Origin of the sequence: Pseudanabaena sp. 'Roaring Creek' (genome assembly GCF_001402795.1) — a bacterium.
In the GTDB taxonomy this organism is placed as follows: domain Bacteria; phylum Cyanobacteriota; class Cyanobacteriia; order Pseudanabaenales; family Pseudanabaenaceae; genus Pseudanabaena.
The window spans coordinates 1-12,728 of record NZ_LIRE01000726.1 but is presented as its reverse complement, the minus strand read 5'-3'; the positions used below and the strand labels follow the sequence as shown (position 1 = coordinate 12,728).

Sequence of the window (12,728 nt, the reverse complement as noted above, 5' to 3'; positions counted from 1 at the left end):
TTTAAATCGCCAATGTCTCGACCGTCGTATTCCTGATAAACAGCTTTTGATTCAGGAAGTCTCGGCTTGGGAAAATCGCAGGAATTCTCTCTCTTGTAAAGTCAATTGGCAATTTACTACTGCTGATGCTCGCATTAAATTGCTTCGCCTCTACCCGTCAATAATTACTTAACTGCCTAGTAGCTAGGCATAAGTAAACTTAAAAACTAGAAGAGCATACCGCCCGCGCAGCGGGCGGTATGCTCTCTGGTTTTGTTTTTTAATTATGCCGAACTACTTACTACAGAATACAATTAAGCTAGTAACGTTCAAATAATGGATATGCTAAAAACTCTTTGGGCTACTGTTCAAAAAGGAAAAATTGAGTTATTGGAGGCTTCAGAACTGGCTGAAGGGACAAAGGTATTGGTGACTTTATTAACTGATGACTATGAGTCTGAGTTTTGGCTTCGAGCAAGTCAGACATCACTTGATGCAGTTTGGGATAATACTGAGGACGATATCTATGCCGAATTACTCTAAAAATATCATCATTTTAGTTCGATATCCATTTTCAGATCTATCTAATGCGAAGGTTCGTCCTGCGGTTATTGTCAATGCATCACATAGCTCTCAAGATATTCTAATTGTGCCGCTAACTAGTAAAACAGGATCATTGCTTGACGGGGAATTTGTGCTTTCTAATTGGGCAGCGGCAGGGCTGAATGTTGTTACGGCAGTCAAGCGTGGTATCTATACTGTAAATAGAAGTTTAGTTATCAAGATTGTTGGGAAGTTAGCTGATGTTGATATTGATAGACTTGATCAATCTTTAAGAGGTTGGCTAGGTTTATGATTACAACCCGATCGCCTAAATCTCAAAATCAAACAGTGATCGCCCCTCAACACCCATAAACCCCGATCGCCAACTATCAACACTAAAAATCAATGAAGATCTGGAGATCATTATCCATTCTTTAGTTCACAAAATACTTTTTGTTCCACACTGTATTCGATATTCACCTTCAAAGTAGGCGGATCTTTAACTAACATAACCCTCATTTTATTATTTTTGCAAATCTCTAATAGCAAGAATAATTGATTTTTCGTGGTCATAAACCTTTTTATCCATCTGAACAACCTGAGGAATAGTATTTTCATGAAGCCACTTAATCAAAGAAAAATCTCCTGTTTCAAGGAGAGATTTTGCATCTTGCTTTGTGATTTTTTTGAATAGTGATTTCCTCTCATTCTCAGGTAAATCTAAATTTAAGATGCACTCGTATTCTGGTGTTTTCGAGTAACCAGGAAATAATAACGTCTTAGCCACAGCGAAATTACCTTCAAAAGCTAAAGGGCAATACCCAACCCGAAAATAAGGACTACCTTTTCCTAAAATTAAATTTTTCTTGCCAAAGACCTTATCGACATATTGGTAGTGCCAGAAAAATTTATCTCCGCATATATCATAAAAAGTGAGAGCAGGACTACCATCTCGTAATTTACAGAACTCAAAGTATAGATTTTTTTCTAGATATGCGTAAACATCACCAAGTGCTGAATGTATTTTCCAATTTGGGTGAATACGATCACAAATTTATTCAATAGAATGTTTGGTAAATGTGACTATATACCTAATATTCTCTATTTCGATAGTTGGTTCATGAGTAGAGTAGTAGCGAATCCCTCGACTACTATTAAACTTCTTCAGAGAGAGACATTGAACAACTATGTCGTTATCTCTAGGTAAAAGCTCGAAATCATTAAAAGGGAAATATTGATCAAATTTATCTTTTGGGAATTTTTTTAAAAATGCTTCACAAAGAAAATCTAATACTACATATGCCCCTATACTTTCACCAAGCTGAAATCCTTTCTTTACTGGTTCAATTGCCTTCCAATAACCAAGTTTTTTTTATGTTTTTATAAATAGGCTTTAACTCGTCAGGAATCCCATTAAAACCAAATGCTTGAACAATTTCTTTGATTATTTGAGAGAATTCTGGATCTGCTTCTTCATTCTTAAAAATAAATTTAGGATATTTATCCCGTTCTTCTCTTTTTTCCTTAGATTGCCAGTAGGGATTAAATCCTCGATGTTTTTTCATAGTTTAGTTTTGTATCGATATAGTTTTAAAAATTTTCGTCTCAGCACTCTATTGTTTCAATCACTAACTACCAAGTTATTTCAAGACTGAGCGAACCTCAAAAGCTAACTCATGGCGATAGAAACAAACATTGAACTCACTAAAAAAGTTCATATGTCCAAGAATTACAGGCGAATCATTTGATTGAGTCCAAGCAAAAGCGAGTAAAGTGTTTGAGAAAGATCCAACAGTGCCAGATAGAACTAAACCTTTGGCTTCACTTCGAGAAAGATTGCCACTTAATGGAATTGTTACTGTTTGCTCTTCCCAAATTGCTCCTAGCTGTAAGCCAATATCATGAGGTAATACGTTTACACTTGCCCCAGTGTCTAATAAAGCCAACACTTCTATAGATTGAGTGGCATTAGTGAGATGCAAAGGCAAATAGGGCATAACGACCGATCGCCCAGAGCTATCAACTTTCTCTGTAAAATTAAAGCGTTGTCCATTAAGCATTTGCTTTTTCCTTTGCATCTCTCAAAAGATCTGACAATGCTGTGACCGCTTGAGCATCTGCTTGAGGCGACCATACAACTGCATTAGTTGATGCTAATTGATTGAGTAGATTTTGTTCTCGATTAACCTGTGTTGTTTCCAAATTACAACCTTCTTCTTTCGCTACCGCAAGCAAAAGAAAATGGATTAACCGTAGTTTATCCTCATGGGTTAATTGACTAACAGTTGGTAAAAGCTCAGTGAGAGACATATTGATTATTGGGAATCGTTATTTTTGGTTTAGATGCCAAAGTTGTGAGCAATTTGGACGATCATCAAATAATTAGACACAGCTTTCTGCCTGAGCGCTTAGCCTTATTTTAGCGAAATTCAAGTTGTTAAGATTGTACGATATCCAGTCAAGCGATCGCATTTTTGCGATTTTGTTAGCGATTGGGTCTAGTATTAAACAATTAGATTTTAAATCTAGAACGGAGTGGTATTAATGGACGGTGAATCTTGTAAACGTAATGGCTGTAATGGCACTATAGAAGATGGCTATTGCAATGTCTGTGGACTCGCAGCACTAAAATCCTCCACGACAGGGCAATCCCGCCAATATACCGCCGAAAGAGTTACTGGGCGCAGTATGCCCGTTACTACGGGTACAGGTTCATCGCCGCTCACCAATCGCTCGAAGGGATCGCGTCGTACTAGCCCCACGGGACGCAGCAGTCGCAAACAACTGGGAGCAGGGTTAGTTTCCGTTCCCGAACTACCTTCCACTGAGCCAGAAAAGGCAATCATGGTGGAGGCAAAAGTGCCCGAAAACAAACGCTTTTGTGCTAATTGCAATCAGGCTCTTAAGCGCGAAAAAGGATTTTGTAGTCAATGCGGTCAAAAATATTCTTTTATCGCTTCGCTACAACCAAACGATCTGATTCTCGATCAATACGAAGTCAAAGGGGCGATCGCCTATGGTGGTCTGGGCTGGATTTATTTGGGCTTCGATCGCACCCTATCGCGTTATGTGGTGCTGAAGGGACTTCTAAATACGGAAGATGCTTCCAGCGCTGCTGTCGCCGTTGCCGAACGTCAATTTCTTGCCTCCGTCAAACATGCGAATATTGTCGGGATTTATAACTTCGTGAAGCATGGTTCCGAAGGATTTATCGTCATGGAATACGTGGGCGGTCAAACCCTCAAGGAAATTCGGAAGAGTCGGGGGGCTTTACCAGTTACTGAAGCGATCGCCTATATCCATCGCATTCTCTCTGCTTTTTCTTATTTGCACCAACTGGGTTTAGTCTATTGCGATTTCAAACCCGACAATGCCATGGTAGAAGGGAATGATGTCAAATTGATCGATATGGGTGGGGTGAGGCGCATTGACGATCTGACTGGGGATATTTACGGCACGGTTGGCTATAGCGCTCCTGAAGCTGGCGAAGGTCCTACGGTCGTGTCAGATTTATTTACGATTGGGAGAACCCTAGCAGTTTTACTTGCCGATATTCGCGGGTTTACGAAGGAACATCTCTATAACCTACCCAGTCCAGAAGAAGAACCTCTCTTTAAGGAACAGGAATCGCTATATCGGTTTCTCTTAAAATCTACCGCCGAAAATCCCGACGATCGCTTTCAATCGGCCGATGAGATGGCGGATCAATTGCTGGGCGTGCTGCGCGAAATTGTTGCGCTCCAAACCAATACTCCCCGTCCTGCCTCAAGCAGTCTTTTTGGTGGGGATATGTTAGCGATCGCTGTCAGTGGTGATTTTGAGCCAATCTTAGCGGACTATCACCAGTTGCCAGTGCCAAATCTTGATGGCAGCGATCCTGCCTTTAATGCAGTACTGAATGCAGGAGCGATCGCCGATCCCGTAATGCGCGTTGACAATTTGCGGCAAGTAGTCCAAAGTACTCCCAAATCCATTGAAGCAAAGCTCAGATTGGTAAATGCGCTGATCGATAGAAAAGCCTATACTGAAGCGGAATCAATTTTAGCAAAAGTGGAAGAACTCGATGCTTGGGATTGGCGCGTTCTCTGGTATCAGGGGCGATCGCTCATGGCGCAGGGAAAATATCAAGAAGCACAGGCAGCATTCGATCAGACCTATTTCGATCTTCCTGGAGAGCTAGCGCCGAAGTTAGCCCTTGCCCTCGCCGCCGAACGAGCCCATCGCTATCCCTTCGCGATCAAAATGTACGAGCTAGTCTGTCGCACCGATCCGAGCTATGTAACCGCATCATTCGGCTTAGGGCGTTGTCTGCTGGCGACGGGCGATCGCAATGGTGCGGTTGCCGCCTTAGAGCGAGTTCCCCAATCTTCGAGCCTATTTGCGCGATCGCGGGTAGAAGTGACTAGAACTCTGATTAATACGAAGGTAGCGAATCCCAGTAGCCAAGAATTAAAGGATGCGGGAAATGCAATTGAAGCGATCGCCTTAGAGGGGATGGAACGCTATCGCCTCACGAAGCAGGTTTTGGAAACAGCGCTTAACTTAGTAACGACCCAAGCGCTAGCGCCGAACACCAGTCTTACCCTTTTGGGCAAACCTCTGGAGGAAATACATTTGCGCGAAGGTTTAGAAAAAGCACTTAGAGCGATGGCGCATCTGACAACTGGTGACGAAAAAATTCGCTTGGTTGATGAAGCCAACCGCATTAGACCTAAGACACTTTTTTAAATCCTGTAACGTAAGCTTATTGAGAAGAGTGGCGCGAAGCGCCACTCTTCTCTTTTGGGATTTTGATTTTGTCCTAACGCAAGTGAAGACAGCTATAGCAAAATAATATAGCAGCAGCCAGTTATGTTAGGACAAAAACAAAACCCAGAAGAGTGTTGCGGCGCGAAGTGCCGCAACACTCTTCTGGGTTTTATGTCTTAACTTATTTGGCTATAGCTATAATAATTCTTGGACGAAGTGTATCGTGGAGCGCCATACTTATCTCGCCATATTTATAGTTATAGTCAGTAATGTTAGGACAAACATCCCCAATAGAGAGTTGCGGCGCTTCGCGCCGCAACTCTCTATTGGGTTGAGTGCTATATATCAGGAGAAAGCAGTAAATGAAAGCAATTTTGATGACCGCAGTTGGCGATCCCGATGTATTGCAAATAGCCGATATCCCCGATCCGACTATTCAATCTCCTACCGAGATATTAGTAAGACTCAAAGCCGCAGGGATCAATCCCATTGATACTAAAATCCGCGTTCGAGGAACATTCCAGCCCGATCGCCTACCCGCAATTCTGGGTTGTGATGGTGCGGGTGTTGTCGAAGCGATCGGCTCTGAAGTTAGCAAGTTTAAAGTAGGCGATCAAGTTTATTTTTGTAATGGTGGCTTAGGATTACACCAAGGCAACTACGCTGAACTGACCACCATTGATGAAAAGTTCGCCGCCCATAAGCCCAAGTCTCTTAGTTTTGAAGAAGCTGCTGCCGTCCCTTTGGTCTTACTTACCGCATGGGAAGCTCTGTACGAGCGCGCTAATCTCCAATCATCAAGCATTAGCCCCAATGTCCTGATTCATGCGGGTGCAGGCGGTGTCGGGCATATAGCCATTCAATTGGCTAAGTTGAGAGGAGCAAACGTCTGTACGACTATTGGCTCGGAAGCGAAGGCGAGATTTGCTAGAGGCTTAGGGGCGGATTTAACGATCGCTTATAAGGATACTGATTTTGTCGAAGCTGCCATCAACTGGACAAAGGGCGAAGGATTAGACATTGTTTTTGATACGGTTGGAGGAAAGGTCATCGAGCAAAGCTTTCCTGCGGTTAAAATCTGTGGCGATCTCGTTACCATTCTCGAACCTCCAGCCGATATAAGCTGGAAAGTTGCCCGTACTCGTAACCTACGATTTAGCTTTGAACTGATGCTAACCCCCATGTTATTGGGGAAGACCGCTTTGCAAGTGCAGCAGGCAAAAGTCCTCAGTGAAAGTGCTGCCTTATTTGATACTGGCAAGTTAAAAATCCATGTCAGTGAAGTATTTCAACTTGCTGATGTTGCCAAAGCACATCAACTCTTAGAAACTGGTTCGGCGATTGGCAAAATTGTAATTTCAATTTAAATGGATTTTATCGTAAGCCTAAATGAGTTGTGATTGGCTTCGACCTAGCTCAGCCATCGGGATAATACCAATTCCCAAAATGGCATTGCAATTTTGGGAATCTCAAAACCTTACTGGGTTTATTTTTTAATTCACGGAAGTGAGTCGACACTTCCGTGAATTGGTATAGCTGTCGCTAGGTATAATAGGACATAAACCCCAAGAATTGATTGGCGGCGCATCGCGCCGCCAATCAATTCTTGGGGTTTGATTTTTCCTAAGTCAAGTAACTGTAGCTATATAAGATGTCTGAACAATGTCTGAGCGAATGCGAAGCCCTATTTTTTATAAATGATCTAGGAATACTACTCCCTTCCCAGTAAAGAATTAGACATTGCGGCGCTTCGCGCCGCAATGTCTAATTCTTGGTTTTGTATATCTATTTCTGTGGTGGGAAGGGAGTATAGTTAAAGGCTACTTGGTATTTTTAATAAGGCGATCGCCTGTTGGCTAGAGATATGGGCTAAGGGCAAACTATCAATCCCCATCGCTACACAAAGTAGAGCTAAATAGAGAATCGAATATTTGAATACAGAACGGGCGATATTGCGATCGCTCGGTTCTTTTAATAGTTGGGTTGCCTTGTAAATGAAAGTTGCACCTAAGGCGATCGCCGAAAAGCAATAGACTAACCCCATGACATTGCAAGGATAAACCAGTAATAAGGATACGGGAATAATTAACAATGTATAGACCAAAATCTGATTGGCAGTTACTTCTGCGCCCTTAACTACTGGCAGCATCGGTACGCCAACCTTGGCATATTCATCGCGGATCATTAGGGCTAAAGCCCAGAAATGGGGAGGAGTCCACACAAAAATAATCGCAAATAACACCCATGCCGCCCAACTCAATTCCCCTGTGACAGCCGCCCAGCCCACGAGAGGCGGAATTGCCCCTGCGGCTCCACCAATGACGATGTTTTGGGTGCTGGAACGCTTGAGCCAAATTGTGTAAACACCAACATAGATAGCAATGCCCGACATTGCCAAACAGGCGGCAAGAAGGTTGGCACAGAGCGCTAGCAATGTAAAGGAAATCATCGCCAAGGCGATCGCAAAGATGAGTGCTTGCAGAGGGCTAATCCGCCCCGATGGAATTGGTCGCCAACTGGTGCGTTCCATTTTGGCATCAATATCGCGATCGTACAGACAGTTAATCGCATTTGCCGAAGCAGCAGCGATCGCTCCCCCCAAGACCGTAGTCAACATTAACAATCCATCAACTTGACCTTTAGAGGCAATCCACATTGCCCCTGCGGTAGTGATTAGTAGGAGGACAATAATGCGAGGTTTGGTTAACTCTATGTAATCTTGAATGACACTGCGCCAATTGCGAGCCAATTGATTCGATCGATCGGTCTCAGCAAATATAGTTTCTGGGATCGCTGTTTCTTGCATTACGCTTAACTCCTAAAATATTTTGCAGATTACGGTTAGCGAATCGCAGGTTGCACTTGATTCTGTTCTTTGGTTTGAAATGGATCTTGGTTAGCAGCTCGAAATGCTAATACAGTAAAGCAAACAAGGGTTCCGAGTAATGCTGAGCCGATCGCTTGGTGGGCGATCGTTAATGGTTCGACTTGTAAATGTAGTTTGTAGGTAGCATAGCCAATCGCTACTTGTAAAAGCACGAGTAAACCCACAAGCAAGGAAATGCGCCGTAGCCAAGGCGAGGTTGTCTTAGCAAGCCAAGTCACCACGACAACGGCAATGCTAGAAATACTTGCGGGAATTACACCTAATAAATGGGCATTCAAAACCACACACATATCCTTTGTAGCAAAGCATTGATGCAGAGCCCATTGCGAAGCAACTAACGCCCCAAGAATACTTTGTAAGTACACAAAAATTACTGCCGACAGCCCTAACCAAGCAATTTTTTTAGAGCCGAGATAATTTGCCGAACTTGATTGCTGGCTCAAGGTAGAAGCGATCGCCAACAAACTAGAGAAAAATAATAACCCCGTGCCCAAGTGAGCCGTGACGATATCAAACCTTAATAATTGGGTTACGGTCAATCCGCCCAAAATGCCCTGAAAAACCACCAGAGATAATGAACCCGAAGTCGCCCAAGGCAGCCAACTTGGTAATGATTTTCGGAAATACCAGCTTGCGCCAAACAGAACAATGGTGGCGAATCCGACCGAGGAGGCAACAAGGCGATGAAACCATTCTAAAAAAACTTGGAGGTTCATCTGCTCGGCGGGTAATACCGATCCATAGCATAGCGGCCAATCGGGGCAGGCCAACCCTGCATTCATCACGCGAGTAGCGCTGCCAATCGCCATCACCATCCAAGTGGCGATCGCAATTCCCAAAGCAATGCTACGGAGCAGGACTATAACTCGGCTTCTAATTTCAGGATTACTTTCAACGTTAATTTCAGAATTACTATTAGTCAGATGTTCAGCCGCTCGTGCTGCTTTGTAAGAAGATAAAGAATCAGTCATGCAAGTGTAGGAGGTTCAGGCTTTCTTCGTGAATCTTGATAAAACTCAACAGAAGTATTGATAATAGTTACGACTTATATTAAGAGCAGTTCTAGATTTGGTAGGAGGACTTAACAATTTCTTCGTTAATTTCTTCGTTAAGTGCTGGCATTGATCGCAGAAAAAGCCCTGCATAGCAGGGCTTTTTCTTGGTGATCATGGTCGGCTTCATAGGGTTTGGCGATCGCGGAAATTTTCCAAACGATTATCTATGCGATTTTTGATATTGTCTCTGATGTTATCTTTAATGCTCTCTTTGGAGCGATTGGGAGAACGATCGGAACGATTTTTTTGGATGATCTCATTGAGTTGCGATCGCTGTTGAGGGGTCAAGATATCTCGCATAGCCAACATTCTTTCAAAATGTTGCTTTTGGAGCTCCTGCTGAAGGTTTAAAACTTGCGTATGTTTCTGGCGAATTACGGCGCTACTTTCATTACTAGCTAGCAAATCCCGCAGCTCGCGATTGGCTTGCCGCGACTGTTGGGATAGATCGCGAATGCGATCGCGATCGCGATCACGCACCTCCTTAAGTTTTTGTAATTGCTCGGGGGATAAATTTAACTGTTTTAAAATTTTGCCCGAGGGCATATCGGCACTTTCAGAGCGATTGGGATGGTTGTCTGGCTTTGGTGATGGGTTTTCTTCGGCTAGGGTTTGAGGATTATGATCCGACTTTACTTGCGGCTGGCTGGCAACTTGGGATTGGCTGAGAGATTGCCCCTGTGGTTGCGATTGCAAAATATTGCTACTACTCAAAAAAATGCTGCTAGCTCCAACCACGGCAGCAGTGAGGGCGACATAGCGAAATATCTTGGAACTTAAAATAGATTTGAACATAGCATCTTCAATTTTTTGATAAATTTTTCAATAATTCAATATTTCAATAAATAGAAATATTCAAAATCACTCATATTCAAGGGGTGATAGCTCCGACAAAATTTGGTTGTCTGTTGAGGTGGACGAGCTTGGGGTGGCAGTATTGTCATTAGCATCCCAACTATAGATAAGTGATTGCTCGATCTCAGCTCTGTCGGCTTCACCGATCGTTTTCCCTTGCGTAATATTGGGCGCATTGGCAATTTGATACTGGGGCGTTCGACTCGTTGCCCAATTAAAAGCTACCCCTGTGGCGATCGCCACGGGAATCGCCACAGCCCAAGGAAGCCAACGCCGCAAACGTGCCTTGAATGGTTTGGCAGCAGGTTGGGGATATTTACTAATCTCCGCAAATAGCTGCTGCTCAAAGTTGGGGGCAGGGGGTGGCGCGATCGATTTGTGCTGCTTGAGAAAAGACACTAAGGAGTCGTGCGAAGAGGATTCGTGAGAATTTTTAGGGGCATCTCCACCAAAATCTTCGCTAAAATCCTGTGGTTCCTGAGTATATTTATTTGTCATAACTCGACTCCTTGCGCTTCTAAAAACTTTTTGATGGCACTGCGGGCATGAAACAACCTTGATTTCACCGTGCCTACAGGAATGGATAAAATTTCGGCAATATCTTTTTGAGGTAACTCTTCTAAATCGTGCAGTACTAATACGGCGCGATGATCTTCACTGAGCTTGGCTAAACCGCGCTGCATTAGGTCTTGATAATGCATTTGCGTGAGATTCGGCTGCGAATCACCATCACGGGCGATCGCCTCATCGGCGAAATTAGCAAGTTGCTCGTCTTCCACATTAATATTGCGCGATCGCATTTTGGCTAGAGCTTTGCGGCGATCGCTCGCAACGTTAAAGGCAATCCGATAGAGCCATGTCGAAAACTGCGAAGATTGACGAAATTTCGGTAATCCTTTCCATGCTCGTAAAAAGACATCCTGTACCAAATCATCTAAACCATCGGTGCCGCATAGCTGATATAGCGTTGAGCGCACCTTTTGCTGATGACGTTGATAGAGCTTTTTAAAGCCATGGGGATCGCCTTGCAAGCAAGCCTGCACGATACTTAGATCGGGATCGCTAAGACTAGGTTCTTCGATATTGGTGATTACCGTTTTGAACATCTACTATCAACCATCGTAGAGATAAGGAATATGGGCGGAGAAAAGCTGCTATTCCTAAGACCATGAGAGCAACTATACTTGTTGGGACTCATTATTGGGACTTATTGGGACTCATTTATTGGGACTTATTGAGACTTACTGAGACAATAATTACGCATTAATTGCTCATTGAGGCAATAATTGAGCAATGTCATTGGCAATAATTGAAGCAATATCGTTGGCAATCAACTTATAGGTTTTGACCGCCGCGATCTCAAAAAGGTTCATTCCTAAAATTTATTCCTAAAATTTATTCCTAAAATGGTTATCTCTAAAAGGCTTTACTCATGTCTGTTGTTAGTTCTGTATTAATTCCTATCATTAAACTATGGTTACGATCGCAGGTCGAACATATTGAAGCTATCGAAATTGCGATCGCTGGCAAAAGTCGCCAGATCCTCAGTGGTGACATTCCTAAAGCGAATGTAATTGGGGTAGGGGCAAAATATCAAGGCTTAGCGGTTACCAATATTGACCTATGCGCCGAGGCGATCCATCTCAATATCGCGCAGATCCTCAAGGGGGAAACGTTAAGACTGCTCGATCCGATCCGCGTCACTATGGATGTTGAGCTGTCGGCTTCAGATTTGCAGAGTTGTTTGCGCTCTCCTCTTTTTTTAGAAGCGATCGCTACCGATGTGCCTCCTGTCGTTACTAGTGATGATGAAATTCGCGCTTTGCTAGAAACGTTATTACATAAACTAGGCGATGAATTTACGCTGCATGAGTTGGTGATTGTCGAGGGTCGGGCTAAATGTCGTGGTGAATTTGCGATCGCCGCTACCTAAATCATTTCCCCAGTCCAGAAAGATAAGATATTCTTTTAATTTATTTCATGTCCTTGGCTAAGTTTATTTATCAATTTCAGAAATTGTTGGCGATCTCGTTGATCAATTTATTTTGTCTGTTGGGCTGCCTAGCGATCTCGATCCCACCAGCATGGGCGGCATCGTTTGCAGTTAGGGTATTTGATGGCGATAACATTACGCTGATCGATCGAGGGATTAAAACCAAAGTGCATCTTGCCTGTATCGATGCACCTGAGCTATTGCAAGCAGAAGGCGAACATGCACGCAAAGTATTACAAAATGTCCTTGATGATGAAGAGATCGCTGTCAAGGTTTTTAAAAAAGATAAATTTGGACGCTACTATGGCGAGGTCTTAGCGGGTGGGCAAAATGCCAATAAAGTTATGGTGTCTCTCGGACTTGCCCATTACGATCGCCTTCAAGAAAAGGACTGTCCAGAATACGAAGCGATCGAACAAAAAGCCCAGAGCGATCGCCTCGGAATCTGGGCAAATGGTACTGAAGTTATATTACCGAGCCAGTTTCGCCGCGAGCATAAGTTATTAGGTGTGGGCTATTAACTAGAACTGACGTTAATTATGCTCAGCTACTTATAGCTATATTCACTTAAGTCAGGAAATCAAACCCAATAGAGATTTGCGGCGCTTCGCGCCGCAAATCTCTATTGGGTTTGATTTTTGTCCTAACATTACTGACTATAGCTATA

General features: G+C 43.4%; 15 protein-coding genes and 1 pseudogene. 7 read left to right on the top strand and 9 right to left on the bottom strand.

Annotated elements, in window-relative coordinates; all coding sequences use genetic code 11:
- From AC805_RS26555 to AC805_RS21380, 3 genes and pseudogenes are all read left to right on the top strand, one after another.
- Nucleotides 1-172 (top strand): annotated as a pseudogene (locus AC805_RS26555) (IS630 family transposase); the annotation flags it as partial.
- Nucleotides 173-321: 149 nt separating this feature from the next.
- Complete coding sequence (locus AC805_RS21385) at nucleotides 322-522, top strand: hypothetical protein (RefSeq protein ID WP_055077280.1); 201 nt, start codon at nucleotides 322-324, stop codon at nucleotides 520-522.
- The gene (locus AC805_RS21380; RefSeq protein WP_055077278.1) at nucleotides 506-835 is read left to right on the top strand and encodes a type II toxin-antitoxin system PemK/MazF family toxin; all 330 of its coding nucleotides are present in this window, start codon (nucleotides 506-508) and stop codon (nucleotides 833-835) included. Before AC805_RS21385 ends, AC805_RS21380 begins: the two co-directional genes overlap by 17 nt.
- 210 nt (nucleotides 836-1,045) lie before the next feature.
- Here the strand turns inward: AC805_RS21380 and AC805_RS21375 are convergent, their stop codons facing one another.
- The 4 genes from AC805_RS21375 to AC805_RS21360 all read right to left on the bottom strand — a co-directional run bounded on the left by AC805_RS21375 (nucleotide 1,046) and on the right by AC805_RS21360 (nucleotide 2,832).
- Nucleotides 1,046-1,309 carry a hypothetical protein gene (locus AC805_RS21375; protein WP_055077277.1) on the bottom strand — a complete coding sequence of 88 codons (264 nt, stop codon included), beginning with the start codon at nucleotides 1,307-1,309 and terminating at the stop codon, nucleotides 1,046-1,048.
- Between the two features lie 556 nt (nucleotides 1,310-1,865).
- On the bottom strand, nucleotides 1,866-2,087 hold the full coding sequence (locus AC805_RS21370) for a hypothetical protein (protein WP_055077276.1): 222 nt from the start codon (nucleotides 2,085-2,087) through the stop codon (nucleotides 1,866-1,868).
- Nucleotides 2,088-2,162: 75 nt separating this feature from the next.
- Nucleotides 2,163-2,582: a hypothetical protein gene (locus tag AC805_RS21365; RefSeq protein ID WP_055077275.1), complete on the bottom strand. Its 420-nt coding sequence runs from the start codon at nucleotides 2,580-2,582 to the stop codon at nucleotides 2,163-2,165.
- The gene (locus AC805_RS21360) at nucleotides 2,575-2,832 is read right to left on the bottom strand and encodes a hypothetical protein (RefSeq protein ID WP_055077274.1); all 258 of its coding nucleotides are present in this window, start codon (nucleotides 2,830-2,832) and stop codon (nucleotides 2,575-2,577) included. Before AC805_RS21360 ends, AC805_RS21365 begins: the two co-directional genes overlap by 8 nt.
- A gap of 234 nt (nucleotides 2,833-3,066) precedes the next feature.
- Between AC805_RS21360 and AC805_RS21355 the strand changes: the two genes are divergently transcribed.
- Nucleotides 3,067-5,250 (top strand): serine/threonine-protein kinase, encoded by a 2,184-nt coding sequence (locus AC805_RS21355; RefSeq protein WP_055077273.1) that lies wholly within the window; start codon nucleotides 3,067-3,069, stop codon nucleotides 5,248-5,250.
- Nucleotides 5,251-5,633: 383 nt separating this feature from the next.
- Complete coding sequence (locus tag AC805_RS21350) at nucleotides 5,634-6,638, top strand: zinc-dependent alcohol dehydrogenase family protein (RefSeq protein ID WP_055077272.1); 1,005 nt, start codon at nucleotides 5,634-5,636, stop codon at nucleotides 6,636-6,638.
- Nucleotides 6,639-7,084: 446 nt separating this feature from the next.
- Here the strand turns inward: AC805_RS21350 and AC805_RS21345 are convergent, their stop codons facing one another.
- From AC805_RS21345 to AC805_RS21325, 5 genes are all read right to left on the bottom strand, one after another.
- Complete coding sequence (locus AC805_RS21345; protein WP_055077271.1) at nucleotides 7,085-8,077, bottom strand: heme o synthase; 993 nt, start codon at nucleotides 8,075-8,077, stop codon at nucleotides 7,085-7,087.
- 35 nt (nucleotides 8,078-8,112) lie between these two features.
- Complete coding sequence (locus AC805_RS21340; protein WP_156341522.1) at nucleotides 8,113-9,129, bottom strand: heme A synthase; 1,017 nt, start codon at nucleotides 9,127-9,129, stop codon at nucleotides 8,113-8,115.
- A 207-nt stretch (nucleotides 9,130-9,336) separates the two neighbouring features.
- Nucleotides 9,337-10,008: a Spy/CpxP family protein refolding chaperone gene (locus AC805_RS21335; protein ID WP_055077270.1), complete on the bottom strand. Its 672-nt coding sequence runs from the start codon at nucleotides 10,006-10,008 to the stop codon at nucleotides 9,337-9,339.
- 66 nt (nucleotides 10,009-10,074) lie between these two features.
- Nucleotides 10,075-10,566, bottom strand: a complete 492-nt coding sequence (locus tag AC805_RS21330) for a hypothetical protein (protein ID WP_055077269.1) — start codon at nucleotides 10,564-10,566, stop codon at nucleotides 10,075-10,077.
- Entirely contained in the window at nucleotides 10,563-11,174 is a 612-nt protein-coding gene (locus AC805_RS21325) for a sigma-70 family RNA polymerase sigma factor (RefSeq protein ID WP_055077268.1), read from the bottom strand. The genes AC805_RS21330 and AC805_RS21325 overlap by 4 nt, the downstream gene beginning before the upstream one ends.
- Before the next feature lie 326 nt (nucleotides 11,175-11,500).
- Between AC805_RS21325 and AC805_RS21320 the strand changes: the two genes are divergently transcribed.
- Entirely contained in the window at nucleotides 11,501-12,001 is a 501-nt protein-coding gene (locus AC805_RS21320) for a DUF2993 domain-containing protein (RefSeq protein WP_055077267.1), read from the top strand.
- A 47-nt stretch (nucleotides 12,002-12,048) separates the two neighbouring features.
- Entirely contained in the window at nucleotides 12,049-12,582 is a 534-nt protein-coding gene (locus AC805_RS21315) for a thermonuclease family protein (RefSeq protein WP_055077266.1), read from the top strand.
- Nucleotides 12,583-12,728 lie beyond the last annotated feature (146 nt).